The sequence below is a fragment of the Methylobacterium sp. TK26 genome, from assembly GCF_055361565.1.
In genome coordinates this window covers 513,007-536,742 of record NZ_CM143965.1, presented here as the reverse complement: position 1 = coordinate 536,742, position 23,736 = coordinate 513,007, and the positions used below count along the sequence as shown (strand labels likewise).

Here is a 23,736-nt window from a genome sequence, read left to right as displayed (position 1 = left end):
TGCCGTGAGTCCCGTCCGGGTGATGATCGTCGAGGACAGCCTCGTGGTGCGGGAGCTGCTGCGCTACATCGTTTCGCGCGATCCCCGGCTCGAACTCGTCGCGGCCGTCGCCTCCGGCGAAGAGGCTCTGGCGTCGATCGCCAGCAATCGCCCCGACGTGATCTCGATGGACATCCGCCTGCCCGGCATCGACGGGCTGGAGACCACCCGGCGGATCATGGCCGAGCGGCCGACCCCCATCGTCGTCATCGCCGACGCGGTGGAGGATTCCTCCCTCCACATCTCGATGAACGCCCTCCGGGCCGGCGCGCTCTCCGTGGTGGAGAAGCCCGTCGCCACGACCCATGCGGGCTACGAGGCGGTGGCGGGCGAGATCTGCACGCAATTGCGCATCATGGCCCAGGTGCCGGTGATCCGGCGCCGGCCGATCGGCGCGGAATGGGCCGGGCGCACCGCGCCCGCCGCCTCTCCCTCGCCCCTGCCCCTCGCGCCGGGCCAGTCGCCCAGCGTCTTCGGCATCGCCGCCTCGACGGGCGGGCCGCCGGCCCTCGCCAAGGTGATCGGCGCGCTGCCCGAGACCTTCCCCCTGCCGATCCTGCTGGTGCAGCACATGGGCCCGGCCTTCATGGAAGGCTTCGCCGCGTGGCTCGACAGCGTGGTCGCCCTGCCCGTGGGCCTCGCCCGCGACGGCGAGCGCGCGGAGCCCGGCCGGGTCTACGTCGCCCCCGGCGACCGCCACCTCGAACTCGGCTCCAACCGGGTGCTGCGGGTGGTCGACACCCCCGCCGTCTCGGGCCAGCGCCCGGCGGCGACGGTGTTGTTCCGCTCCATCGCGAGGCATGCGGGGGCCTCGGCCATCGGCGCGCTCCTCACCGGCATGGGCGAGGACGGCGCGGCGGGGCTCCTCGACATGCACGGGGCCGGCGCCCAGACGGTGGCCGAGCACGAGAGCACGGCGGTGGTCTACGGGATGCCGGCGGCGGCGGTGCGCCTCGGCGCGGCGCGGGCGGTGCTGCCGCTGGACCGCATCGCCGCCCATGTCATGCGCCTCGCCGTACCGGGTTCGGTGCCGTGACGGCGTCTGCCGCAGGCGAGCCGGCGCGGATCCTCCTCGTGGAGGATTCGGAGACCCAGGCCCTCGAATTGCGGCTGTTCCTCGAAGCCAACGGCTTCGGCGTGTCGCGCTGCGCCAGCGCCGAGACGGCGCTGGACGCCCTCAACGAGGCGCAGCCCGACCTCGTGGTGGCCGATTACCACCTGCCCGGCATGAACGGCGACGAGTTGATCCGGCAGATGCGCCTGTCGCTGCGCACCCGCGCCCTGCCGGTGCTGATGCTGACCGGTGGCAGCGGCGGCGAGCGCCAGGGCCTTGAGAGCGGCGCCGACGCCTACCTCCCGAAATCCGCCGACCGCGACCTGATGATCCTGCGCATCCGCGCCCTGCTGCGCGAGCGCCGGGCGGGGGACGACAACCCCGGCGCGGCGGCCTTCCGCCGGGGCCGCGTCCTCGTCATCGACGGCAGCGCCACCTACCGCACCTTCCTCGCCGGCCTCCTCGGGCAGGACGGGCATCAGGTCACGGTGGCCGAGAGCGCCGGGGCGGCCCTGGCCGCCCTCGACGGCGACGGCAACGCCTTCGACTGCGTGACCCTTGACCTGCTGGGCCACGATTACGACGGGCTGACCCTTTGCGCGGAGATCGGCCGGCGGCGGGAGGGCGCGGCCGGGGCGGGCTTCCACCTCGTCGCCATCTCCGGCAGCGACCCGGCCAAGGATTTCCTCGTCCAGGCCTTCGCGGCCGGCGCCGACGACGTCATCTCGAAGACCGATGCGGAGGTGCTGGCCCTGCGGGTGCGCGGCTACGTCCGCCGCCGCCTGCTGGAGGAGGACGACCGCCGCATCGCCGGGGAGTTCGGGCAGCGGGAGCGCGCGGTGGAGCGGGCGCTCGCCGAGGCCGAGGCCGCCGAGGCGCGGGCGAGCCTCGCCGACGCCCTGGAACGGGCGAACCGGGACCTCGCCGACGCCAACCGCCGCCTCACCGACGCGCAGGCGAAGCTGGTCCAGGCCGCGAAGATGGCCTCCCTCGGCGAGCTGGTCGCGGGCATCGCGCACGAGATCAACAACCCGCTGGCCTTCATCCTCGCGCACCAGGGCACGGTCGAGCGCGTGCTCGGCGAACTCCCCACCACCGGGGATCCGACCGCCGCCCGCTCCATCGAGAAGGCACGCAGCCGCGTCGGCGCCATGCGGCTCGGGCTGACGCGGATCCAGGACCTCGTCCTGAACCTGCGCAAGTTCTCGCGCCTCGACGAGGGCGAGCGCTCCCTCGTGAACGTGCCGGAGGCGATCGAGACCGTGCTCGCGCTCCTGCAGCACAAGCTCGGGGACCGGATCGCGGTGGAGCGCACCTTCTCCGGGCGGCCGGAGATCCACTGCACCCCGGCGCTGCTCAATCAGGTGGTGATGAACATCCTCGGCAACGCCGCCGACGCGATGCCGGAGGGCGGCACGGTGCGCGTGGCCACCCATTCCGACGATACTTGCGACGAGATCCGCATCAGCGATACCGGCCCCGGTATTCCCGAGGACTTGCGCGAGAAGATCTTCGAGCCGTTCTTTACCACAAAGCCAGTCGGGGCCGGGACGGGCCTCGGTCTGGCGATTGCATACAGCGTCGTTCAGGCGCATAGCGGCTCGCTGACCGTGGAGACGGCCCCAGGGGGAGGTGCCTGCTTCGTGATTGGGATTCCGCGGCAGGCGGCGCGCGCTCATGAGTGACACCGGGGGAGGTCTTGCGGCTCGCACGGGCACGATTCTGGCTGTCGATGACGAGCCCGATATCCTCATCGCCCTCGAGGACCTGTTCGAGGATTCCTACCGCGTCCTGACCGCGAGCCGGCCCGCCGACGCCCTGGACATCCTCCGCGCCGAGCCGGACATCGCGGTGATCGTCTCCGACCAGCGGATGCCCGGCCTGACCGGCGACGCCCTGCTCGCCGAGGCCCGCGCCTTCCACGACGCGCAGGCCATCCTCCTCACCGGATACGCCGACATCACCGCCGTGATCGCGGCCCTCAACCGGGGCGGCATCGTCGGCTACGTGACGAAGCCGTGGGACCCCGGCATCCTGCGCGGCACCGTCGCCCAGGCCTACCAGCGGCATCAGCTCGGGCGAGACCTCGCCACCGAACGGGCGCTGCTGCGCGGCCTCCTCGACCACGCCGCCGACGCGATCAGCTTCAAGGACGCGGACGGGCGCTTCGTGCGCCTCAACGCGCGCAAGGCCGCCCTCCTCAAGCGCGACCTGTCCGATTGCCTCGGCCTGCGCGAGGCCGACCTTCCCGAGGCCAAGGCCCAGGCCGAGGCTTCCGCCGACGCGGAGGCGATGCGTCTCGGCACGGTCGCGGAGACCCTCGTCAGCGAGGGGCCGCCCGGCGCCGAGACGTGGAGCCACTTCACCCGCGTGCCGATCCGCGACGCCAGCGGCGCGGTCTCGCATATCGCGGTGATCGAGCGGGACGTCACCGAGCAGAAGAGCCTTGAGGCGCGGCTGCGCCAATCGGACAAGATGCAGGCCCTCGGGACGCTCGCCGGCGGCATCGCCCACGACTTCAACAACCTGCTCACCGCGATCCTCGGCAGCCTCGAACTCGCGGCGCCGAAGGTCGCCGACCTGCCGCGCGTCCAGCGCCTCATCGAGAACGCCCGGGGGGCGGCCGAGCGCGGCGCGTCCCTCACCAAGCGGCTCCTCAGCTTCAGCCGTGCCCACGACCTTCAGGCGCGGGCCACCGACGTGAACGCCCTGATCGAGGGCATGAGCGAGCTGTTCAAGAGCAGCCTCGGCGGGCTCGTCACCGTCTGCACCGACCTCGCCCCCGACCTCCTCGCCGCGCAGGTCGATCCGGACCAGCTCGAACTGGCGGTGCTCAACCTCTGCATCAACGCCCGCGACGCGATGCCGGAGGGCGGCCGCATCACCATCGCCACGCGGCAGATGGCGATCGACGGCGATCCCGAGATCGGGGACGGGGCCTACCTCGCCATCCGCGTGAGCGACGAGGGCACCGGCATCCCGGAGGAGATCCTGCGCCGGGTGTGCGAGCCGTTCTTCACCACCAAGGCCGTGGGCCAGGGCACGGGCCTCGGCCTCGCCATGGTGTTCGGCCTCGCCCAGCAATCGAAGGGGCGGCTCGTCATCCAGAGCGAGGTCGGCAAGGGCACGCGGGTCGAACTCGCCCTGCCCTTCGCGGCCTCGGCGCCGGAGGTGGACAAGGTGGGCGAGCCCGCCGCGCCCGCCGCCGCCCGCCCGGCCCGGATCCTCGTGGTCGATGACGACCCGGAGGTCCGCCACGTCACCGCCTCGTTCCTGTCGGGCTTCGGCTACGACGAGACCCAGGCCGGCAACGGCCACGCCGCCCTGGACCTGCTGACGCGGGAGCGGTTCGACCTCGTGGTCGCCGACCTCGCCATGCCGGGCATGAGCGGGGTGGAACTCGCCTCCGAGGTGAAGGCGCGGGTGCCCGGCATGCCGGTGCTGATCCTCACCGGCCATGCCGAGGCGATGCAGATCCCGGCGGACCTGCCGGTGCTGGCCAAGCCGTTCCGCTCGGCGGACCTCGCCACCCGCGTCTCGGCCCTGCTCGATCCCGGCCGGGCGGCCTGACGGCCGGTCTCGGCGCACCCCGCATGTCCGACGAGTCCCTCCCGGCTGCCCCCGATCAGCGCCTCAGCCGCCTGATCGTGCGCGACTTCCGCAACCATGCCGACCTCGACCTGAAGCCGGGGGCGCGCCTCGTCGCTCTGGTGGGGGAGAACGGGGCGGGCAAGACCAACATCCTGGAGGCGATCTCCCTCTTCGCTCCCGGCCGGGGCCTGCGCCGGGCCGAGTTCTCGGCCATGGCGCGCAACGGCGGGCCGGGGGGCTTCGCCGTCTCCCTCACCCTCGACCGGGACGGGGCCGAGCACCGCCTCGGCACCGGCATGGAGCCGCCGGGCTTCGACGGGCGAGCGAGCCGCCTGTGCCGGGTCGACGGCGCCCCGGCCTCCTCGCCCGTCGCGTTCAGCGAGTTCTTCCGGGTGGTGTGGCTCACCCCCGATTTCGACGCCCTGTTCCGGGGCCCGGCCGGCGACCGCCGCCGCTTCCTCGACCGGCTGGTTCTGGCCGTCGATGCCGGCCACGGCACGCGGGTCTCGGCCCTGGAGCGGGCGCTCCGCTCCCGCAACCGCCTCCTGGAGGAGCCGGGCCAGGATGCCCGGTGGCTCGATGCCATCGAGCGGGAGATCGCCGAACTCGGCGTCGCGGTGGCGCTGGCCCGAAGGGAGACGGTGGAACGCCTCGACCAACTGATCGCCCAGAGCCGCGACGACGCCCAGCCCTTCCCCTGGGCCTCGGTGCGCCTCGAAGGCGACCTCGATGACCTCGTGGCCGTCTGGCCCGCCATCGAGGCCGAGGACCGTTTCCGGCAGGCCCTGCGCCAGGGCCGCCCCCGCGACCGGGCGGCGGGGCGCACCCTCAGCGGGCCGCAGACGAGCGATCTCGTGGTCCGCCACGGCCCGAAGGACGTGCCGGCCGGCACGGCCTCCACGGGGGAGCAGAAGGCGCTGCTGATCGGCCTCGTCCTCGCCCACGCCCGGCTGGTGCGGGCGATGAGCGGCATCGCCCCGGCGATCCTGCTCGATGAGGTCGCCGCCCATCTCGACCCGCGCCGGAGGCTCGGCCTGTTCGAGGCGCTTGACGCCCTCTCCGGTCAAGTGTGGATGACCGGCACCGACCGGGAGGCCTTCGCCCCGGCCGGGGCGATGATCGAGACCGTCCGCATCGGCCATTGAGGCCTTGCCCCGGTGCACCACATTGGCACCACCCGACCACGGAAGCGACGAGACCATGGCCAAGCCCGTCCACAGCATGATCCGCGTGCGCGATGAGGCGCGTTCCCGCGACTACTATGCCCGCGCCTTCGGCCTGGAGCCGTCCGACCGGTTCGACTTCCCGGATTTCACCCTGCTCTACCTGAAGGACCCGTCCTCGCCGTTCGAGCTGGAACTGACGGTCAACAAGGACCGTGAGAAGCCCTACGACATCGGCGACGGCTACGGCCACATCGCCTTCGTGGTGGAGGATCTCGAGGCCGAGCACGCCAAGCATAAGCAGGCGGGCTTCACCGTCACCGACGTGAAGACCCTGAAGCACGGCGAGACGCAACTCGCGACGTTCTTCTTCGCCACCGACCCGGACGGCTACAAGATCGAGGTCATCCAGCGTGGCGGCCGCTTCTCGTAAGCCCCTCCACCTCCACGCGTTTCAAAGGCAGCTTAAGGTACCATGAGAGAGACCACGCGCATCGTTTGTCTCCGGCACGGGGAATCGACCTTCAATGCCGCCCACCGGGCGACGGGGATCGACCCGGACCACCGCGATGCGCGCCTCACCCCCCGGGGCGAGGCGCAGGCGCGCCACGCCGCCGCCGCGCTCCGGGACATCCCCTTCGACCTCATCGTGGTCTCGCCGCTCACGCGCGCGATCCAGACCGCCGCCCTGGCGTTCGACGGGCACCCGAGCGAGCCGCGCATCCTCGTGGAGGTGCTGCACCGGGAATGCCAGGAGAGCAGTTGCGACGTCGGCCGGGCGGCCTCCGAGCTGGCGGCGGATTTCCCGCATCTCGACATCGGGCACCTGCCGGAGGTGTGGTGGCACGCCGAGGACGGCGCGGAGACCACCTTCGGCCTGCCGATCGAGCCCCGTCACCTGTTCGACGACCGGGTGGCGGCCTTCCGGGAATGGCTGCGGGCGCGGCCGGAGCGCACCATCGCGGTGGTGGGCCACGGCACGTTCTTCTACCACCTGACCGGCACGTTCCTGGAGAACTGCGCCACGATCGAACTGGACCTCGACGTCGAGCCGGTGGAGGCTTGAGGGGGAATTCACTTCCAGCCCTCTCCCTCATCCTCAGAGTCTGGCCGGAAAGTCGATTCCTCCCCTCACTCACCTCATCCTGAGGTGCCGTACAGCGGCCTCGAAGGAGGGCTCCAGACAGCGCTGCGATCCCTGGAGCCCTCCTTCGAGGCCTCCGCTGCGCTCCGGCACCTCAGGATGAGGTGGAGTGTGAGAGAACCGCCGACTTCTCTGCCGGACTCTCAGGATGAGGGGGAGGCCGTGATGGAGGCCGCCCCTGCTCCCGGTAGGAAGCGCGCTTCGCGATGTCCTCCGGCGCCGATCATGCGCCCTCCATCCGGCCGATCCCGGCCATGGCCGCCTTGAGCGCCAGGAGCTTGCGGTCGCGCTCGCGGAACAGGTCGGCCGGATCGCGGCCGCCCCAGTCGAAATAGCCCTTCCCCGCCATCACCCCCGTGCGCCCCCCGGCGCAGAGGGCGTCCAGGGTCTCCGAGCGGTCGCGTTGCAGCGGGGGCGCGTAGCTGCCGTTGGCCAGCGCCCGTTGCATGAGTTCGAGCCCGGTGAAGTCGGCCTTGGCGAGATGCCCGAGGATCGGAATGCGCAAGGACAGGCCGTGAATGATCGCCTCGTCGATCTCGCGGGGGCTGGCGTAGCCCTCGTCCAGCAGGTGGAACACCTCGGCGCTGATCGCCTGCTGGATGCGGTTGGCGATGTAGCCCGGCACGAAGCGCTTCAGCACCACGGGCTTTTGGCCGAGGCCGACCACGAGGTCGCGCATCGCCGCGATCACCGAAGGATCGGTGCCGGGGCCGGGCACCACGTCCACGAGGTCGATGATGTAGGGCGGGGTGTACCAGTGCATCACCAGCGCCCGCGCCTGCCGGGATTCCGGCATGAGCGGGAAGACGTCGAGGTAGCTCGTGTTGCTGGCGAGGATCGTCTCCGGCCCGCACAGCCGGTCGAGTTCGGCGAAGAGGGCGCGCTTGGCCTCCGGGTTCTCGGTGATCGCCTCGATGACGAGGCCCGCCCCCGCGACCGTGGCCGCCAGATCCGCCTCGATCCGCACGGCCCGCGACAGGCGGGCCTCGTCCCAGCCCTCGGGTGCGGCGCCGGCCTCGCGGAGCGTCGCGAGGGCGGAGGCCATCAGGCCGGGCACCGCCGCGCGGGTCTCCGCCTTCGTGTCGGTGAGGCGCACTCCGTGCCCGGCGAGCGCCAGGACCAGGGCGATGCCGTGGCCCATCAACCCGCCGCCGACGACAGCGATCTCCATGGCGCTCTTCTCCTCAGACGGTGGCGATGGGGGTGGCGGGCGAGCCGACGGCGCCGGGCAGGCGCAGGGGCGGCGCGGTAAGGAGGAAGCGGCGGCGTCCGTGGGCGCGCAGCCAGTCGGCCAGCGGCGTGAGATGCCACAATTCGCCGAGATTCACCCCGAGCTTGAACAGGCAATGCTGGTGCAGGGGTAGGATCGCGCAGTCCCCACCCCTGGCCGGGCGGGCGGGATAGGTCTCGACGGCGTAGTTGTCGGCGATGAGGGCGACGAGGCCGGAGCGGGTGATCCAGTCGAGGATGCCGGGGTCGCGACCATCGAGCGCCGCGCAGAGGCTGTGGACGAGGTCCGGGTCGGGGTTCCCGCCCATCTCCACCAGGCGCTGCGCGAAGCCGGTATGGAGGCAGACCATGTCGCCCTCCTCCACGACGATCCCGTCCGCGTCGAGGATGCCGCGCAGCATCTCCCAGGTCACGGTGGTCCTGGCGTCACCGAGATGGGCGCGCAGGTCGATCATCGCCGCCCTGCCCTGCATCCCCGCCTCGGCGAGGCGTTCGATGCCGAGATGCTTCGCCCGCGAGGGGCTGTCCGCCTCCTCGGCGGTGTTCGGGCCGACGATGTCCCGCCCGCCCCGGAAGCCGTTGTAGAAGGTCGGCCCCGCGCCGCGCCCGTCCGGATCGTAGAGGCAGCCGACATGGGCGAGCGAATCCCACTGCGTCGAGTATTGCAGGTGGATCACCGCGAGGTCGTCGCAGATCACGTCGCTCGCGCCGTCCACCTCCTCGCAGACGAGGAAGTTCGTCACCGGCTTGCCGTTGGCACGCTTCGTCGGGGTGATGCGCGGCGGGTGGCGGCGGGCGTTCAGGACGTTCCCGCCCGGCAGGTCGAGGGGCAGGCTGAGGCAGAAGGTCAGGCCCTCGCGCACCTCCGCGACGCCCTGGAGCACCTTGTGCGGCGTCAGCAGGTTGAGCCGGCCGCGCTCGTCGTCGGGGCCGAAATCGCCCCAGGTCGAGCCTTCCGGCCGGTGGGTCCAGCGCGGGTTCATCGGCGTCTCCCCTCGCGCGCCGTCTGTGCGGCGTCACGGGCAATGTCCCGCGCCCGGAGGCGCGGGACAAGGGGCCTCATTCCATCGTCGGTGCAAGCTTCTGCACGCTCTGCACGTCCTCACCGAGCCACGCCGCGTTCTTGGCGGTGCCGTCGAAGGTCGCGCTGGTCTTGAACAGCTCGTACTTGCCTTCGAGCGCATAGGGCTTCGCGCGTGACAGCAACTCGGCCACCTTCGCCTTGTCCATGGGCTGGAAGGTCTTCACCGCCTCGAAGGCCTGATCCAGGTCGCGCTGGTTCTGGATGCCGGTGATCACCACCGAGACCGGCAGGTTCAGGGAGAAGTGCAGGTACTCGATCGGCTTGATCGGCGCGTCCGACTTCAGGATCACCCCGTCGCCGAAGGTCTTCATGGCGAGCGGCGCGATGCCCTCGCGGACGAGATGCGGCAGCACGAGATGGCCGAACGAGCGGAAATGCGCGTCCATCACGTTGAGCGGCATCTGGCAGGAATCGAAGTGGAAGCCCCGCTCCTGCGCGACCGACAGCATCTGCAGGTGGATGCGCGGGTCCTTGTGGCCGGTGAAGCCGATGTAGCGGAGCTTGCCCTGCTTCTTGGCCTCCATGAACCCTTCCATGGCGCCGCCCTCGGCGAAGACACGGTCGGGATCGTCGAAGCGCAGGATCTCGTGGTGCTGCACGAGGTCGATGTGGTCGGTGCGCAGGCGCCGCAGGGATTGCTCGATCTGCTTGAGGGCTTCCTCCTTGGTCCGCCCGTCCATCTTGGACATCAGGAAGACCTTGTTGCGGTAGCCGTTCTGCTCCAGGGCGATGCCCATCCGCTCCTCGGAGCGGCCCTGGTTGTAGTCCCAGCAATTGTCCATGAAGGTGATGCCGCGGTCGATGCCGGCATGGATCAGCCGGGTCGCCTCGTCGTCGGTGACGGCGCTCTTGCCGAGGTGGAACCCGCCCATGCCGATGGCCGAGATCTTCTCGTCGGTCTTGCCGAAATTCCGGTAGAGCATTTCGCCCCGGCGCTCGCCCGGATCGGTGATGAGCGGCAGGTCGGCCGGGTCCTGCGGGCGGGTGTTGGGCAGTCCGGGGTCGCTCACGGCTGCCCCCGCAGGGCTTGCGGTGGCGAGGCCAGCGCCGAGGGCAGCGCCCTTGAGGAAGTCGCGGCGTTCCATGTCGGTCTCCGTGAGGGTCGCTTCGGGTCTGTCATCGGGGCGCTCCGGGCTGTGGGGCTCAACCGCCGCAGGGCGTCATCGTTCGGCCGCGCGGGCGAGACGCTCCGCCGCGTGCAGGAGGCGCAGCGCCGCGCAGGCGGCGCCGTAGCCGTTGTCGATGTTCACGACGGTGATGCCGGGCGCGCAACTCGCCAGCACCGAGTTCAGGGCGGTGTGGCCGCCCTCCGCGACGCCGTAGCCGACGGAGGTCGGCACCGCGATGACGGGGGAGGCGACGAGGCCGCCGACGACGCTCGGCAGGGCGGCATCCATCCCCGCCGCCACGATGACGATGGGGTGGGCGCGGATCTCCTCGAGCCGCTGGGTCAGCCGCCACAGGCCGGCGACGCCGACATCGGCGATGAGGGTCGCCCCCCGGCCCTGGTAGTGCAGCGTGCGCAAGGCCTCGCGCGCGACGGGCACGTCCGAGGTGCCGGCCGCCACCACGGCGACGGCGGGTACCGCCTCCACCGGACGCGGCTCGCCGAAGAAGGCGGTGCGCGAGACCGGGCAGTAATCGAGGGCCCGGCGGTGGTGACCCGGCAGGGCGTCGAGCTTGTCGGCGTCCAGGCGGGTGAGGAGGAAGCGGGCGCCCCGCTCGGCGGCCGCGTCGAGGATGGCGTCGATCTGCGCCGCAGACTTGCCGGCGCAATAGATCGCCTCTTCCAGGCCGATCCGCTCGGCGCGGCCGAAATCGAGGAGGAATTCGTCCTTGGTCGTCACGCCGCGTCTCCGGTGAGGAAGGCGCTGCCGACCTTGTAGGGCAGGAAGCGCACGCCGCCGCCCGCGAGGCCGGCAGGGGCCGCCGCCGCGATCCGGCCGGCGAGATCGTCCCGCGTAGATACGTCGAGGGCGGCGAGGCTCGCGGGGTCGAGCTCGATCGCCACCCCCGCCGCGCGGACGCGGCAGCGCACGGCCCGGCGGGCATCGCCCACGCCGAGGGCACCGCCGACCATCCCCTCCACCGCGTGGATGAAGGCGAGCGTCTCCGGCTCGATCCGCAGGCCGGTCTCGACGCGGCTCGACAGGCAGGGCGCGGAGGGCAGTTCTGCCACGTCGCCGAGGCCGAGTCCGCGGGCGAGCGCCCGCACGGCGGCCTTGTCGAGCCCCGCCTCGACATAGGGATGGCGCACCCCGTGCTCGCGGGCGGCGTCGAGGCCGGGCCGGTACTCGCCGAGGTCGTTCAGGTTCGCGCCCGACACCATCTGCCGGTCCGTCACCGTGCGGATCGTGCCGTAGAGGTTCGTCTTGCAGAAGAAGCAGCGGTTCACCGGATTCGCCCGGTAGCGGGGATCGGCGAATTCGCCGGCCTCCACGACGGTCAGCGCCCAGCCCTCGCGCTCGGCCTCGCGCCGCACCCGCGCCGTCGCCTCGGCGGGCACGGCGGGCGAGGCGGCGTGGACCATGGCGGCGCCGTCCCCGAGCACCCGGTGGCTGAGGGCGGCCAGCGTCAGGCTGTCGACGCCGCCGCTCACCGCGACGGCGAGCCGGCCGATGCCGGCCAGCACCTCTTCGAGGCGTGTCATTCCCCGTCTCCCTGCCCGAGGGCGATGCGCTCGGCCGCCCGGCGCAGGCGCGCGCGGGCGGCGTGGTCCTCACCCGCGAGGGCGTCGTCGGCCTCGGCCTTGGCGGTGCGCCCGCCCGGCCGCGCCACGCGCTTCACCCGGACCTCCCGGCCCTCCGCCTCGACGCTCACGCTATCCCGCTCCAGGGCGATGCCGGCCTCCTTGCGGTAACGCAGGCCGATCGTCGTGGTCTCGCGGAAACAGGCGCCGATGGCGGCGTCGAGGGCGTCGGCGCGGGCGAGCACGCGGACATGGGTCATCATCCGGCCCTTCTTGCCGAAGACCGGCATCTGCACCGCGTCCAGCACCGCCTCGTGGGCGCGGATCCGGTCGAGGCCCTGCGCCAGATCCTCGGCGGTCTGGTCGTCGACCTCGAACTCGACGATGCCGATCTCCCGCGCCCCGGCCGGCCGTTGGGCCGCGCCCTCCTCGAAGGCGAGGATTCGCAGGCAATTGCTGATGCCCGGCAGGCGCCTTGTGCCGAAGCCGGTGCCGGAGCGGGAGAGCACCCGCGCGCCCGGCACCCGGGCCGTCCCGCAGAGATGACGCAGGATCGCGGCGCCGGTCGGCGTCACGCGCTCGCCGGGGATGCCGTCATCGACCAGGGCGAACCCGTCGAGGAGCAGCGTCGTGGCCGGCGCGGGGACCGGCAGGGGGCCGTGCTGCGTCTTCACCCGACCGCCGCCGAGCGGCAGGGCCGAGACGGTCCAGGCGCTCGCATCCAAGGCCGCCACGCAATGGGCGGTGGCCACGATGTCGGCGATGGAATCCCAGGCGCCGACCTCGTGGAAGGCGACCTGCTCCACCGGGATGCCGTGGACCCGCCCCTCGGCCTCGGCGAGATGCCCGAAGATCGCCAGGGCGTGCCGCGCCACCTCCGGTGCGAGGTCGGCCCGGCGCAACCCATCGCGGATCTCGGCCCAATGCCGGTGGGCGTGATGGTGGTGATGCCCGTGATGGTGGTGATGACCGTGACCGTGATCGTGCCCGTTCTCCTCGGCCGGGTGCCCGTCGCGCGTCACCGCGAAGCGTCGGCCGGTGAGGATGCCGTCGGAATGCGCGGAGAGGGTACAGGCGACGCTGCCCGCCGCATCCGGCGCGGCCTCGGCGAGGGCCGCGCGCACGCTGCGGACGACCCCGGCCTCGTGCTCGGGGAAGGCGTCGAGGAGAGCGGCGACGACCATGTCGCCGGCGACGCCGCCCAAGGCATCGAGATGGATCTGCATTCCCTCAGAGGTCGGGCGCTCGGCGGTTTTGTCGAGGGCGACATCGCGCCCTATCGGTGCGGTCCTGCCTTCTCCGCCACGGCCCGGCCGAAGGCCGCCACGAGGGGCCGGTTGACGTCGCTCGTGGCGGTGCCGTGCTCGGCGTGCCACTGGACGCCCAGCGCGAAGCCCGGCGCCCCGTCGATGCGGATCGCCTCGATGGTGCCGTCCTCCGCGATGCCCTCGACGACGATCCGCTCGCCCTTCTCGCGGATACCCTGCCCGTGCAGGGAATTCACGCGGATCCGGTCGCGGCCGATCAACTGGGCGAACACGCCGCCCTCCGTCAGCGTCACGTCGTGGCGATCCGCGAACAGCACCTCGAAATCCGGGTGCAACTCGCCGTTCGGCAGGCGCGGCATCCGGTGGTTGAGCCGGCCCGGCAGGTTGCGGATCTCCGGGTCGAGGGTGCCGCCGAAGGCGACGTTCATCTCCTGGAAACCCCGGCAGATGCCGAAGAGCGGCACCCCGCGTGCCACGCAGGCCTCGACCAGCGGCAGGGCCAGGGCATCGCGGGATTCGTCGTAGGGCTCGTGGGCGGGGTCCGCCGGCAGGCCGAAGCGGCGCGGGTGGACGTTGGCCCGGCCCCCCGTGAGCAGCACGCCGTCCACCGTGTCGAGGAGATCGCCGAGATCCGTCACCTGCGGGCAGCCGGCGAAGACCAGCGGCAGGGCGCCCGCCACTTCGGCCAGGGCGCGCAGGTTGTTCATGCCCACGATCTGGGCCGGGAAGCGATTTTCGAGCAGGCGCGCATTGCCGATCACGCCGATTACGGGCCTGCCCATCCTCGCACCGCTCTCCCTGTCGACTGTATTTCGAATACGCAGGTAAGCGCGCCGGAGTTCGGGCGCTACCCCGGGGCCGACACGATCCCGAGCGCCCGCGCCTCTTCAAGCAGGATCTCGGCCACACGCTCCGGCGCTTCCTCGTGCGCCAGATGGCCGAGGCCGCGCACCAGCTTCACCTGCGCATCGGGCAGGCGCTTCACGAGGGTGAAGGCGGTGTCGGGAGAAATCGCCTTGTCGTCGCCGCCGACGATCAGGAGCGTCCGCGTCGCGAGCCGGGGCAGGTCGCGGTGCAGCCGGTCGAGATCCCAGTTCGCCATCATGCCGAGCGCCCCCCGGACATGCCCGGCGCGGGCGAAGAGCCGCCGGTAGAGATCGAGCCCCACCGGATCGAGGCGCGAGCCCGTGCCCTCGATCAGCCGGCGCACGGCGGCGCTGTCGGCGGTCCAGGCGAAGAGGCGCGGGGTGAAGGGGTTCAGGAACAGCAGCCGCGCCATGCTCGGGAACAGGAAGCTCGCCGCTCCCGGCAGCGGCGCCAGCGCCCCGTTGAACGCCGCGAACAGGCGCGGGGCGACCATCCCGTCAAGGCACATCCGCGCCAGGATTGCCGCGCCGGCCGAATGACCCGCCACGATTGCGGGCGCCACCCCGAGATCCTGCACCAGGGCGGAGACCGCCTTCGCCATGCCCGGCAGGGAGAGCGTGCCGGCCGGCAGCGGATCGGTGAAGCCGTGGCCGGGCAGATCCGGCGCGATCACCCGGAACGGGCCGGCGAGCAGCGGCGCGAGCCCCCGCCAGGAATGGTTGGCCGCCCCCGTGCCGTGCAGGAGCAGGAGCACGGGCGCGTCGGCCGGGCCGAATTCCTGGACGTGCCAGGTGAGGCCGCCGGCCTTCGCGAAGCGGCTCGCCGCGCGGTGGGGCCAATCGTGGCCGTCCCGCTCCCAATCCGGCCGGTCTCGGGTCTCGACGCTCACAACACGGGCCTCGCAGCATTCGCCGGGTGGATCGCCTCATCTTGCCGCATCGCAGCATCGGGGGGCAAGGCGGCCCAGCGTCCGGCTGTATCGTTCATGGGTGGAAGTATTTCGTAAAGCATTGGCAGACCATGCGATCTCCGCATGGCACGGGTGATCGTCAGGTGCTTGTTGCGATGCGGGATGAGGCGCACCCTAAGCTCACTCAACAAGAACATGCGCCCCCACCTCAGGAGCAGGTCATGATACCTCTCGTCCCCACCAGCCAGCACGCCGCCGCCGGCTTCGCCGGCTGGAACTTCGCCGCCCTCCTGCGCGGGGCGTTCGAATCCTGGATCGCCCATCACCAGCGCCTCGCCGATCTCGGCATCGCCAGCGAGCCGTAGGACCCTCACCGGATCGCCTTCACGGCGGCGCCGATGGCACCGCTGTCGAGCCGGGGCAGCGCGAGGTAGCGCGCCGCCATGGCCTCGGCCATGGCCTTCGCGCCGCCGCCCCTGGCGCCGGTATCCACGACCAGGGCCGGGAGCCCCGCCTGCCGGAGGGCGCGGGCCGCCTGCAACGCCTCGTCCCCGGCCCTCGCCCGTCCGCCCGCCCCGTCGCGGGCGACGTTGGCCCGCCCATCCGTCAGCACAACCACGACGGCGTTGCCCCCGCCCCGGCGCACGCCGAGCGCGACGGTGAGCGCGGCGTCGAGCCCGGAGGCCAGGGGCGTGCCCCCGCCGCCGGGCAACCCCGCGAGGCCGCGCTTCGCCCGCGTGAGCGAGCGCGTCGGCGGCAGGACGAGATCCGCCCCCGTTCCCCGGAACGCCACCAGCGCGACCCGGTCCCGCCGGACATAGGCTTCCGCCAGCAGCGCCTCGACGGCGCCCTTCGCCTCGGCGAGCCGTTCGAGGGCGGCCGAGCCCGAGGCATCGACGCAGAACACCGTCGTGGTCTCCACGCGGCGACGCAGCTTGCGGATGCGCAGGTCGTCCCGGCGGACCTGCAGGCGGCCCTCCCCCTGGCGCAGGCGCTGCCAGGGCGCCGCCGCGCGCAGGGTGGCGAGCAGGTCGAGCCGGCCCCGTCGCGGGTCGCCGGGCCGGTGGCCCACCGGACGCCCGGTGCGCGACACCGCCTCCGGCCGGCCGCCCCGCCCCGCCCTCGCCTCCGACCGGCGCAGGCCCCCGGCGAGCAGCAGGTCGAGGAGGCGCGGGGGAATGGCCGCGCGCACGGCCTCCAGCACCACATCCTCCGGCGGCGCGGGCTCGCGCTCCTCGCCCTGCCCCGGCGGGGTGTCCTCGCGTTCGCTCTCCGGCGGTGCCTCCGGCGGCGGTGCGGGTTCGGGCAGGCGCTCGGCGCGGGGGGCGAGGACGAGCCGCGCCGCCGTCACGGCCGCGTTGTCCCTGGCGAGTGCCCGCGCCACCCGCAGGGCCAGGATCGGCGCGCGGGTCGAGGCGATGCCGAAGGCCGTGGCGAGGGTGCACAGCATCGCGACCGGATCGGGCTCCTCCACCTCCGGCTCCTCGCACGCGCGACCCTCGGTGAGGGCGACGCGCGGCGGCACGGAATCGAGGTCGATGCGGAAGGCGAGCCTGTCGGCCAGGGCGACGGGGGCGGCCTCGTCGTCCCGTCCCTCATCGAGGAGCACGAGGCCGAACCGGGCCGGCGCCCCCTCCGGCCCCGCGCGGCCGATATCGAGGGCGGCGGCGAGGCGCGCGGCGGTGCCGGGTTCCAGCCGCTCGGCCATGGGCACGACGATCACCCCGCCATCGGCCGCCGCGAGGAGGCCCGTCCGCGTCACCGGCCGCCCGGCGGCGAGGGTCGCGGCGAGGTCGAGCCCGCCGAGAAGCCCCTCGTCGCCGATGCCGGGGGGCATCCGGCGGAAGGCGCGCTCCGGCCCGAGGGCGTCGTGCAGGCGCTCGATCCAGGCATCCCGCACGGGGCCCGGCCCGGCGCGGACCACGATGCCGCCGAGGCCGTGCGGGTCCCTGGCGAGGAGCCGGAGGGCGAGGAGGGCGTCGGCCCAGATGCGCTCCGGCTCGCCGGCCGTGGTCACGCAAACACCTCGGCGAGCGCCCGCTCCACGCGCACCGTCGAGCCCGATTCATCGAGCGGGTTGCGGCGCAGACGGTGCCGCAGGGCCGCCGGGGCGATCCGGCGGAGGTGGTCGTCGGTGACGGTTCCGGCGCCGTCGAGGGCGGCGAGCGCGCGGGCGGTGCGCATCAGGGTGAGTTCGCCGCGCAGGCCATCCGTGCCCAGCGCGAGGCAGAGGCGGGCCGCCTGTTCGAGGGCCGCATCCGGCACCGAGACGGTGGGGAGGCGCTTGCGCGCCGCCTCGATCCGCTTGCGGAGGGCGGCGTCTTCCTTCGCGTGGGCGGCGCAGAAGGCGTCCGGGTCGCGCTCGTAGGCGTCGCGGGCGCGGACGACGGCGATCCGGGTGGCGATGTCGGTGGGGGTGGCGACCTCGCAGGCCAGCCCGAACCGGTCGAGAAGCTGCGGGCGCAACTCGCCCTCCTCCGGGTTGCCCGATCCGACGAGGACGAACCGCGCCGGATGGCGCAGGGACAGGCCCTCGCGCTCGACGGTGTTCACGCCGGAGGCCGCCACGTCGAGGAGCAGGTCCACGAGGTGGTCTTCTAGCAGGTTCACCTCATCGATGTAGAGGAAGCCCCGGTTGGCGCGGGCGAGCAGCCCCGGCTCGAACGCCTTCACTCCGGCGCCGAGGGCCCGTTCGAGGTCGAGGGTGCCGACCACCCGGTCCTCGGTGGCGCCGAGGGGCAGGTCCACCACCGGCACGGGTTTCTTCTGGGCTTTGCGCGGGGGCCCCGCCGCGCAATGCGGGCAGAGGTCCGCCGGGCTGGCGGGGTCGCAATTGTAGGGGCAGCCGGCCACCGCGTTCATCGGCGGCAGGAGCGCGGCCAGGGCCCGGATGGCGGTGGACTTGCCCGTCCCCCGATCACCGAAGACCAGCACGCCCCCGACCGCAGGATCCACCGCCGCGATCAGCAGCGCTTGGCGCATCTCATCCTGGCCGACGATGGCCGAGAAGGGAAAGGGGGGCACGGACACGCTCAAGGTTGAAGGGCGACCTCGCCCCCTTCATCGCCCTCATCCTGAGAGCCTGACAGAGACGTCAGCGATTCTTCCACACTCGACCTCATCCTGAGGTGCCGAAGCGGAGCGAAGGCCTCGAAGGAGGTCTCCAGAAAGCTGTGCGATCCCTGGAGCCCTCCTTCGAGGCCCGCTGGCGCGGGCACCTCAGGAAGAGGGTTGGACGACGGGTTTTCCTACTCCGCCGCCTTCTGCCGGAGGCCGATGCGGCCCCAGATCGTGGTGAGGGCATCGACCAGATGGCCGATATCCTCGTCCGTGTGCAGCGGCGAGGGCGTGATGCGCAGGCGCTCGGTGCCGCGCGCCACGGTCGGGTAGTTGATCGGCTGCACGTAGATGCCGAACTCGTCCAGCAGCGTGTCCGAGATCCCCTTGCACAGCACGGGGTCGCAGACCATCACCGGCACGATGTGGCTGTCGTTCGGCATGGTCGGGATGTCGGCGTCCTCCAGGGCGGCCCGGACCTTGGCGACGCGCTCCTGATGGCGGGCGCGCTCGACGCCGCTCTCCTTCAGGTGGCGGATCGAGGCCGCCGCGCCCGCCGCCACCGAGGGCGGCAGGGAGGTGGTGAAGATGAAGCCCGAAGCGAAGCTGCGCACGAAGTCGCACAGCTTCTCGGAGGCCGTGATGTAGCCGCCATGGACCGCGAAGGCCTTGCCCAGCGTGCCCTCGATCACGTCCAGCCGGTGGGCGACGCCGTCCCGCTCGGAGATGCCGCCGCCGCGCTCGCCGTAGAGGCCGACCGCGTGGACCTCATCGAGATAGGTCAGCGCGCCGTGCTTCTCGGCCACGTCGCAGATCTCGCCGATCGGGGCGATGTCGCCGTCCATCGAATAGACCGACTCGAAGGCCACCAGCTTCGGGCGCGAGGGGTCGATCAGGGAGAGCTTGCGGTCCAGATCCTCCGGATCGTTATGGCGGAAGATGTGGCGCTCGGCCCGGCTGAAGCGGATTCCCTCGATCATCGAGGCGTGGTTCTCGGAATCGGAGAACACCGCGCAGTTCGGCAGGCGGGAGGCGAGCGTGCCCAGAGCCGCCCAGTTCGAGACGTAGCCCGAGGTGAAGAGCAGCGCCGATTCCTTGCGGTGGAGGTCGGCGAGTTCCCGCTCCAGCAGCACATGGTAGTGGTTCGTGCCGGAGATGTTGCGGGTGCCGCCCGCGCCCGCGCCGCAGCGGTCCAGGGCCTCGTGCATCGCGCCGAGCACGCTCGGGTGCTGGCCCATGCCGAGATAGTCGTTCGAGCACCACACGGTCACCGGCCGCGTGCCGCCGGCATGGTGGTGGGTGGCGTGGGGGAAGCGGCCGGCATGGCGCTCCAGATCGGTGAAGACGCGGTAGCGCCCCTCCCGGTGGAGACCGGCGATCTCGGCGCCGAAGAAGGCCTCGTAGTCCATTCCTCTACTCCCCGGTTGCAGCAGGTTCGGCCCGCTTGTTTCGTTAGCGTCGTGTCGCTCAAGAACTCGCATACGACGAATTCCAAATCGAGGGGTGCACGGCGCCCGCGTGAGCGAAAACCGTGCACGGTGGATCAGTCCGGCGTGCCGCGCGCGCCGTCGAGGCCCCGCCCCGGCAGGCTCCAGCGCCACAGGGCGGCGGAGGGCAGCGGCAGCATCAGGAACCAGTGCTCCAGGGTCGCGAGCGCCATCAGCGTCGCGAGCACCGTGAAGCCGATCAGTTCATGCGCCAGCACTTCGTCGGCGATCGCCGCCCGCCCGAGGAGGGCGGCGGCGGCGGTGCCGAGGGTGACGGAGACCGGGAAGAGCCGGTTCATCGGCGCCCGCGTCAGGTAGCAGGCGAGGTAGCCGAGATGGTCCGGCAGGAACTCGGAATGGAGGTTGCGCACCCCGAGGAACAGGTTGAGCCGGGCCGAGAGGTTCATCACCACCAGGGTGGCGTAGGTCCAGAGTGCGAACTTGTTCGGTTGGCCCCAGACGAGGGCCAGGATCGCGAGTCCGCCGATCACGATGGCGAATTCGTGCCACAGGCTGGTCGCCAGCGCCGCGAAGAACCGCTCGCTCCCCCGCAGCGAGGGCGGGCAGGCCACCGGCCGGGGGCCGGAGATGAAGCCCATGTAGTAGCTCATCTCCTGCCAGCCCCAGACGACCAGGGCGGCGGTGAAGGCCGTGTAGGCCCCGCCCGTGCCCGTATCCCCGGCGCTCGCCCGCACCATCACCAGCGCCCCGGCGAGCAGCAGCGTCGCCGCCGCCATGCTCCACGGATGGGTGCGCCGGGGGGCATGGTCGAGGAGCAGGATCAGCCCGGTGGAGAACCACCAGAGCAGGACCGCGTAGACGACCGGGGCGGCGTATGTCGCCATTCTACCAGACCGGTTGGAGACGGATGTCGGCCGGGAGGGCGTTGGCCTTCACGGGGAGGAGGTAGAGGCGCGCGAAGGTGAGCGCGGCGCCGGCCGCGTGCAGCCCCTGCGCGAGCTTACCCCCCACGCCGCCCCGGGCCTTCGCCGCCGCGATGCCGCGGGAATGGGCGAGGAGCCTGTCGAGACCGGCCCGGAACTTCGGGTTGTCGATGTCGAGTTCCAACGGGAACGTCTGCTTCGAGATCTCCGAGGTGATGCGGAAGACCTTGTAATCGTAGTCGCTCGGATCGACGCCCAGAGCCGCGTGGAAGGCGGGCCGGTGATGGTCGCGCACATACATCGTCGCGAAGACGGCGAGCAGGAAGAAGCGGATCCAGTAGCGGTTCACGCCGCTCGTCAGCTTCGGGTTCGCGCGCATCAGCAGGGCGAAGGCCTCGCCGTGGCGGAACTCGTCGTTGCACCACTTCTCGAACCACTTGAAGATCGGGTGGATGCGCCGCTCCGGGTGCTTCTCCAGTTCCCGGTAGATCGTGATGTAGCGGGCGTAGCCGATCTTCTCGGAGAGGTAGGTGGCGTAGAAGATGAACTTCGGCTTGAAGAAGGTGTACTTCTTCGACTTCGTGAGGAAGCCGAGATCGACGCCGATCCCGAAATCCTTGAGCGTGTCGTTGATGAAGCCGGCGTGGCGCGCCTCGTCACGGCTCATCAGGCCGAACAGCTCCTTGATGTCCTTGTTCTTCGCGCGCTTGCGCATCTCCGCGTAGAGCACGCAGCCCGAGAACTCGGCGGTGATCGAGGAGACGAGGAAGTCGAGGAATTCCTTGCGCAGCTCCGGCTCCATGGCCGAGAGGTCGCAATCGAACTCCTCGTTGCGGGTGAAGTGGCGCTTGTTCGGGTCCGCCTTCAACTCGGCGATCAGCACGTCCCAATCGCGGCGGACCGGCTCGACGTTCGTCCGGTCCAGTTCCACGAAATCGGTCGTGTAGAAGCGCGGCGACAGGAAGGTCGTCTCCTGGGCGGCCTTGGTCGATTCGTTGATCGGCAACTTCGGGACGGGAGCGTTCACAGCGTCCTCCGTTCGGAAAAGCTGACCTCGTAGAGTTCGGTCAGTTCAAGATGGGCGATGAGCTTGGTCCAGGCGCGCTCCAGCGCGCCGGCCCGGACCACGGTGGCGGTGCGGCGCACGGTGAGGCGCTCGCCGTAGGGCACCTGCGTCGGCGCGTCGTGGACCTGCACCTCGTCGCCGGGCTCGATGTCGAAGCCGGCATCGAGGGTGACATGCGCGTGCAGGCTCTCGGGCGTGTTCTCGAGTTCGACCGTGCAGGGCACGGTGACGGTGCGGGAGCCGGGCCAGCCCATCAGCGGGTCTCCGTCGCCGGGGCGCCCTGCCCCGGCAGCAGCCGTGCGAAGGCGCCGGAATTAGTCGGGCCGAAGGCTTCGAGGGGCACGTGCCGGCCCGTCGCCTCGTCGGCGAGGTCGAGGCGGCCGTCGTCGAAGCGGGTCAGGCTGAACGGCGGCTCGCGGCCGAGCCCGTCGCGCTGGCGGGCCTGGGCGAGGCCCCGGAGCGTGCCGCGCACGAAGCCGTCCTCGCCGGGGCGGATCCAGGCGACGACCTTGCTGTCGGCGGCGTTGCGCAGGGCGATGGAGCCGTCCGCCTGATCCTCGGCGCGGAATTCGAGGCGGGCGACCGGCTTGGCGGGGGGCAATTGCGTCAGGCCGACGCCCTCGCCCCGGCCGATGGCCACGGCGAGCATGGTGAAGCCGAGGAGCGCGCCCGCGCCGATCAGCAGCAGGGCGGGCACCGGCCCGACCTCCGACCGTCGCAGCCCCCTGCCTGGGATGGCTCCACCCATCGCGTCCTCCCTATTCCGCCGCCACGAGGCGAGGCGCCTGCGGCTTGGGCCGTGCGACGACCACCGGCACCAGCGGCTCCCCATCCTCGGCGAAGGCGTTCAACGCCTGCACCAGGAGACGGGCGACCGATTCGGCCTCCGGCACCGAGCGGAGCATGGGCTCGGTGCGTGAGACATGCCAGGGCCTCGCATGCGGCCAAAGATGAAGGTAGGCGATCCGCAGCCCCGGCTGCAACCGCAGCGGAATGTCGCCGCTGCCGTCGCCGAAGGCGCGCAGGGCGCCGTTCTCGATCTGCGCGAAGGGCAGGTTGTGCGTCACCGGCAGGGCGATGCCCGCGTGAAGCACCACCCGCCGGTCGGTCATCGTGTAGACGGTGGTGCGGTGGGTGAGCCACGACAGCAGCCACAGCAACCCGAGCGCGGCGGCGCCCGTCAGCAGGACAGCGCCCGCCGTGACCGCCGCGCGGACCGGCGAGCCGGCCCCGGCGGCGAAGATGCTCGCCCAGGCGCAGAACCACAGGGCGACGAGCCGGGCGTGGAATACCCGCACGAACACGCCGGCCGTGGTCGGCGCGCCCTGCCAGAGCAGCCGCTCGCCGCGCGGCAGCGGGCCGGGCATCCCGCGCAGGGTGCCCTCGGGGAGGAAGTCGCCGCCGCTCACAGGATCGGCTCCGCGCGCTCGGGCGTGGCGTAGAGCGTGCCGGCGCCGAAGTAGCACATGATCCGTTCCTCCTCGAGGAAGGTCACGGCATCGGGGTTCTTGGTCGTCGGGATGCCCGCGAATTGTTCGGCGAGCAGCGCCTCGGACTTCACCGTCCGCGTGAAGCGCCCGGCGCGGCAGAAGACCGACGGCATCAGCCGGCGGGAGCCGTCGGTGAGCTCCACCTCGTAGTAGCGCACCAGGGACTCGCCCCGGTCGACCCACAGGTCGGCGACCACGCCCGCCACCGCGTTGTCGGTGCCGAACACGGTCATGCCGAGGGGGTTCGGGCCCTGCTCGTGGACCACGAAGTTCGTGGCGATCCGCAGGGGCGCCATCCGGTCCTCGCCCTCCCAGGTCTTGTCCGTCACGTCGTGGCGGATGACGTAGGAGCCGGGGCCGACGCCGGCCGCGAGCGAGGCTTCGGTGCGCTCGTAGGGGGCGCCGGGCCACGGCTCGACCTTGCGGGCGGGGATGCCGGTCTCGATGTCCGTGCGGCCCTGCATCGCCTGCGGGGCGAAGGTCTCCTCGCCGCCGGGCAGGCGGAAGGTCTTGGAGGAAGGGATCAGGAATGGGTTGTGCGCGTGGCGCAGGCCAACCGCCTCGTCCTCGAGGGGGTAGCCCTCGCGGCGGTCCTCCCGGCGCAGGTAGAAGACCAGCCCCGCGAAGAACAGGAAGAACGCGTAGAGCACGACCTGCGCGACGTCGACATATCCGGTCAAGGCACCCGTTGGCATGTGATCCTCCCCCTGGCT

The 23,736-nt window shown here is 71.9% G+C and carries 24 protein-coding genes; 7 read left to right on the top strand and 17 right to left on the bottom strand.

Features of this window, described 5'->3' with window-relative positions:
• Positions 1–22 precede the first annotated feature (22 nt).
• From cheB to ACXJ1Y_RS02665, 6 genes are read left to right on the top strand one after another with little or no spacing between them, the layout of a single operon-like run.
• Positions 23–1,075, top strand: coding sequence for a chemotaxis-specific protein-glutamate methyltransferase CheB (gene cheB, locus ACXJ1Y_RS02690; protein ID WP_463850014.1), 1,053 nt, complete (start codon positions 23–25; stop codon positions 1,073–1,075).
• Positions 1,072–2,778 (top strand): response regulator, encoded by a 1,707-nt coding sequence (locus ACXJ1Y_RS02685; protein ID WP_463848638.1) that lies wholly within the window; start codon positions 1,072–1,074, stop codon positions 2,776–2,778. The genes cheB and ACXJ1Y_RS02685 overlap by 4 nt, the downstream gene beginning before the upstream one ends.
• Positions 2,771–4,663, top strand: coding sequence for a response regulator (locus ACXJ1Y_RS02680; protein ID WP_463848637.1), 1,893 nt, complete (start codon positions 2,771–2,773; stop codon positions 4,661–4,663). The genes ACXJ1Y_RS02685 and ACXJ1Y_RS02680 overlap by 8 nt, the downstream gene beginning before the upstream one ends.
• A gap of 23 nt (positions 4,664–4,686) precedes the next feature.
• On the top strand, positions 4,687–5,829 hold the full coding sequence (gene recF / locus ACXJ1Y_RS02675) for a DNA replication/repair protein RecF (RefSeq protein WP_463848636.1): 1,143 nt from the start codon (positions 4,687–4,689) through the stop codon (positions 5,827–5,829).
• A gap of 55 nt (positions 5,830–5,884) precedes the next feature.
• The gene (locus ACXJ1Y_RS02670) at positions 5,885–6,280 is read left to right on the top strand and encodes a VOC family protein (protein ID WP_463848635.1); all 396 of its coding nucleotides are present in this window, start codon (positions 5,885–5,887) and stop codon (positions 6,278–6,280) included.
• Between the two features lie 42 nt (positions 6,281–6,322).
• The gene (locus ACXJ1Y_RS02665) at positions 6,323–6,913 is read left to right on the top strand and encodes a histidine phosphatase family protein (protein WP_463848634.1); all 591 of its coding nucleotides are present in this window, start codon (positions 6,323–6,325) and stop codon (positions 6,911–6,913) included.
• A gap of 301 nt (positions 6,914–7,214) precedes the next feature.
• Here the strand turns inward: ACXJ1Y_RS02665 and ACXJ1Y_RS02660 are convergent, their stop codons facing one another.
• From ACXJ1Y_RS02660 to bchO, 8 genes are all read right to left on the bottom strand, one after another.
• A complete protein-coding gene (locus ACXJ1Y_RS02660) occupies positions 7,215–8,162 on the bottom strand; it encodes a 3-hydroxyacyl-CoA dehydrogenase family protein (RefSeq protein ID WP_463848633.1) in 948 nt (315 codons plus the stop codon).
• 13 nt (positions 8,163–8,175) lie between these two features.
• Entirely contained in the window at positions 8,176–9,204 is a 1,029-nt protein-coding gene (locus ACXJ1Y_RS02655) for a cyclase family protein (protein ID WP_463848632.1), read from the bottom strand.
• A gap of 76 nt (positions 9,205–9,280) precedes the next feature.
• On the bottom strand, positions 9,281–10,390 hold the full coding sequence (locus ACXJ1Y_RS02650; RefSeq protein ID WP_463848631.1) for an aldo/keto reductase: 1,110 nt from the start codon (positions 10,388–10,390) through the stop codon (positions 9,281–9,283).
• Positions 10,391–10,465: 75 nt separating this feature from the next.
• Entirely contained in the window at positions 10,466–11,152 is a 687-nt protein-coding gene (gene larB, locus ACXJ1Y_RS02645) for a nickel pincer cofactor biosynthesis protein LarB (protein ID WP_463848630.1), read from the bottom strand.
• Positions 11,149–11,955, bottom strand: a complete 807-nt coding sequence (gene larE / locus ACXJ1Y_RS02640) for an ATP-dependent sacrificial sulfur transferase LarE (RefSeq protein ID WP_463848629.1) — start codon at positions 11,953–11,955, stop codon at positions 11,149–11,151. The genes larB and larE overlap by 4 nt, the downstream gene beginning before the upstream one ends.
• Positions 11,952–13,220 carry a nickel pincer cofactor biosynthesis protein LarC gene (larC, locus tag ACXJ1Y_RS02635; RefSeq protein ID WP_463848628.1) on the bottom strand — a complete coding sequence of 423 codons (1,269 nt, stop codon included), beginning with the start codon at positions 13,218–13,220 and terminating at the stop codon, positions 11,952–11,954. Before larC ends, larE begins: the two co-directional genes overlap by 4 nt.
• Positions 13,221–13,270: 50 nt before the next feature.
• Positions 13,271–14,044, bottom strand: coding sequence for a gamma-glutamyl-gamma-aminobutyrate hydrolase family protein (locus ACXJ1Y_RS02630; RefSeq protein ID WP_463848627.1), 774 nt, complete (start codon positions 14,042–14,044; stop codon positions 13,271–13,273).
• A gap of 65 nt (positions 14,045–14,109) precedes the next feature.
• Positions 14,110–15,018: an alpha/beta fold hydrolase BchO gene (gene bchO, locus ACXJ1Y_RS02625; RefSeq protein WP_463848626.1), complete on the bottom strand. Its 909-nt coding sequence runs from the start codon at positions 15,016–15,018 to the stop codon at positions 14,110–14,112.
• A gap of 242 nt (positions 15,019–15,260) precedes the next feature.
• Here bchO and ACXJ1Y_RS02620 point away from each other — a divergent pair, with 242 nt between their 5' ends.
• A complete protein-coding gene (locus ACXJ1Y_RS02620; protein WP_463848625.1) occupies positions 15,261–15,404 on the top strand; it encodes a hypothetical protein in 144 nt (47 codons plus the stop codon).
• A 5-nt stretch (positions 15,405–15,409) separates the two neighbouring features.
• On the opposite strand, the gene ACXJ1Y_RS02615 is transcribed toward ACXJ1Y_RS02620, so the two are convergent.
• From ACXJ1Y_RS02615 to puhA, 9 genes are all read right to left on the bottom strand, one after another.
• Entirely contained in the window at positions 15,410–17,056 is a 1,647-nt protein-coding gene (locus ACXJ1Y_RS02615) for a magnesium chelatase subunit D (protein WP_463848624.1), read from the bottom strand.
• On the bottom strand, positions 17,053–18,063 hold the full coding sequence (gene bchI, locus ACXJ1Y_RS02610) for a magnesium chelatase ATPase subunit I (RefSeq protein ID WP_463848623.1): 1,011 nt from the start codon (positions 18,061–18,063) through the stop codon (positions 17,053–17,055). Before bchI ends, ACXJ1Y_RS02615 begins: the two co-directional genes overlap by 4 nt.
• A gap of 224 nt (positions 18,064–18,287) precedes the next feature.
• The gene (gene hemA / locus ACXJ1Y_RS02605) at positions 18,288–19,505 is read right to left on the bottom strand and encodes a 5-aminolevulinate synthase (protein WP_463848622.1); all 1,218 of its coding nucleotides are present in this window, start codon (positions 19,503–19,505) and stop codon (positions 18,288–18,290) included.
• Between the two features lie 134 nt (positions 19,506–19,639).
• On the bottom strand, positions 19,640–20,428 hold the full coding sequence (gene puhE, locus ACXJ1Y_RS02600; protein WP_463848621.1) for a putative photosynthetic complex assembly protein PuhE: 789 nt from the start codon (positions 20,426–20,428) through the stop codon (positions 19,640–19,642).
• 1 nt (position 20,429) lies between these two features.
• Positions 20,430–21,494: a magnesium-protoporphyrin IX monomethyl ester (oxidative) cyclase gene (acsF, locus tag ACXJ1Y_RS02595; RefSeq protein WP_463848620.1), complete on the bottom strand. Its 1,065-nt coding sequence runs from the start codon at positions 21,492–21,494 to the stop codon at positions 20,430–20,432.
• On the bottom strand, positions 21,491–21,787 hold the full coding sequence (locus ACXJ1Y_RS02590; RefSeq protein WP_463848619.1) for an O2-dependent cyclase accessory protein: 297 nt from the start codon (positions 21,785–21,787) through the stop codon (positions 21,491–21,493). The genes acsF and ACXJ1Y_RS02590 overlap by 4 nt, the downstream gene beginning before the upstream one ends.
• Positions 21,787–22,281 (bottom strand): photosynthetic complex assembly protein PuhC, encoded by a 495-nt coding sequence (puhC, locus tag ACXJ1Y_RS02585; RefSeq protein WP_463848618.1) that lies wholly within the window; start codon positions 22,279–22,281, stop codon positions 21,787–21,789. Before puhC ends, ACXJ1Y_RS02590 begins: the two co-directional genes overlap by 1 nt.
• 10 nt (positions 22,282–22,291) lie before the next feature.
• Positions 22,292–22,942 carry a photosynthetic complex putative assembly protein PuhB gene (puhB, locus tag ACXJ1Y_RS02580; protein ID WP_463848617.1) on the bottom strand — a complete coding sequence of 217 codons (651 nt, stop codon included), beginning with the start codon at positions 22,940–22,942 and terminating at the stop codon, positions 22,292–22,294.
• Positions 22,939–23,718, bottom strand: coding sequence for a photosynthetic reaction center subunit H (puhA, locus tag ACXJ1Y_RS02575; protein ID WP_463848616.1), 780 nt, complete (start codon positions 23,716–23,718; stop codon positions 22,939–22,941). Before puhA ends, puhB begins: the two co-directional genes overlap by 4 nt.
• Between the last annotated feature and the right edge of the window lie 18 nt (positions 23,719–23,736).

Coding starts and splice junctions, on each gene's coding strand:
- ACXJ1Y_RS02620 (WP_463848625.1), top strand. CDS start 15,261: ATGATACCTCTCGTCCCCACCAGCCAGCACGCCGCCGCCGGCTTCGCC.
- ACXJ1Y_RS02590 (WP_463848619.1), bottom strand. CDS start 21,787: ATGGGCTGGCCCGGCTCCCGCACCGTCACCGTGCCCTGCACGGTCGAA.
- ACXJ1Y_RS02650 (WP_463848631.1), bottom strand. CDS start 10,390: ATGGAACGCCGCGACTTCCTCAAGGGCGCTGCCCTCGGCGCTGGCCTC.
- puhE (WP_463848621.1), bottom strand. CDS start 20,428: ATGGCGACATACGCCGCCCCGGTCGTCTACGCGGTCCTGCTCTGGTGG.
- puhC (WP_463848618.1), bottom strand. CDS start 22,281: ATGGGTGGAGCCATCCCAGGCAGGGGGCTGCGACGGTCGGAGGTCGGG.
- ACXJ1Y_RS02680 (WP_463848637.1), top strand. CDS start 2,771: ATGAGTGACACCGGGGGAGGTCTTGCGGCTCGCACGGGCACGATTCTG.
- cheB (WP_463850014.1), top strand. CDS start 23: ATGATCGTCGAGGACAGCCTCGTGGTGCGGGAGCTGCTGCGCTACATC.
- ACXJ1Y_RS02630 (WP_463848627.1), bottom strand. CDS start 14,044: ATGGGCAGGCCCGTAATCGGCGTGATCGGCAATGCGCGCCTGCTCGAA.
- ACXJ1Y_RS02655 (WP_463848632.1), bottom strand. CDS start 9,204: ATGAACCCGCGCTGGACCCACCGGCCGGAAGGCTCGACCTGGGGCGAT.
- larC (WP_463848628.1), bottom strand. CDS start 13,220: ATGCAGATCCATCTCGATGCCTTGGGCGGCGTCGCCGGCGACATGGTC.
- recF (WP_463848636.1), top strand. CDS start 4,687: ATGTCCGACGAGTCCCTCCCGGCTGCCCCCGATCAGCGCCTCAGCCGC.
- hemA (WP_463848622.1), bottom strand. CDS start 19,505: ATGGACTACGAGGCCTTCTTCGGCGCCGAGATCGCCGGTCTCCACCGG.
- ACXJ1Y_RS02670 (WP_463848635.1), top strand. CDS start 5,885: ATGGCCAAGCCCGTCCACAGCATGATCCGCGTGCGCGATGAGGCGCGT.
- puhA (WP_463848616.1), bottom strand. CDS start 23,718: ATGCCAACGGGTGCCTTGACCGGATATGTCGACGTCGCGCAGGTCGTG.
- ACXJ1Y_RS02665 (WP_463848634.1), top strand. CDS start 6,323: ATGAGAGAGACCACGCGCATCGTTTGTCTCCGGCACGGGGAATCGACC.
- larE (WP_463848629.1), bottom strand. CDS start 11,955: ATGACACGCCTCGAAGAGGTGCTGGCCGGCATCGGCCGGCTCGCCGTC.
- ACXJ1Y_RS02660 (WP_463848633.1), bottom strand. CDS start 8,162: ATGGAGATCGCTGTCGTCGGCGGCGGGTTGATGGGCCACGGCATCGCC.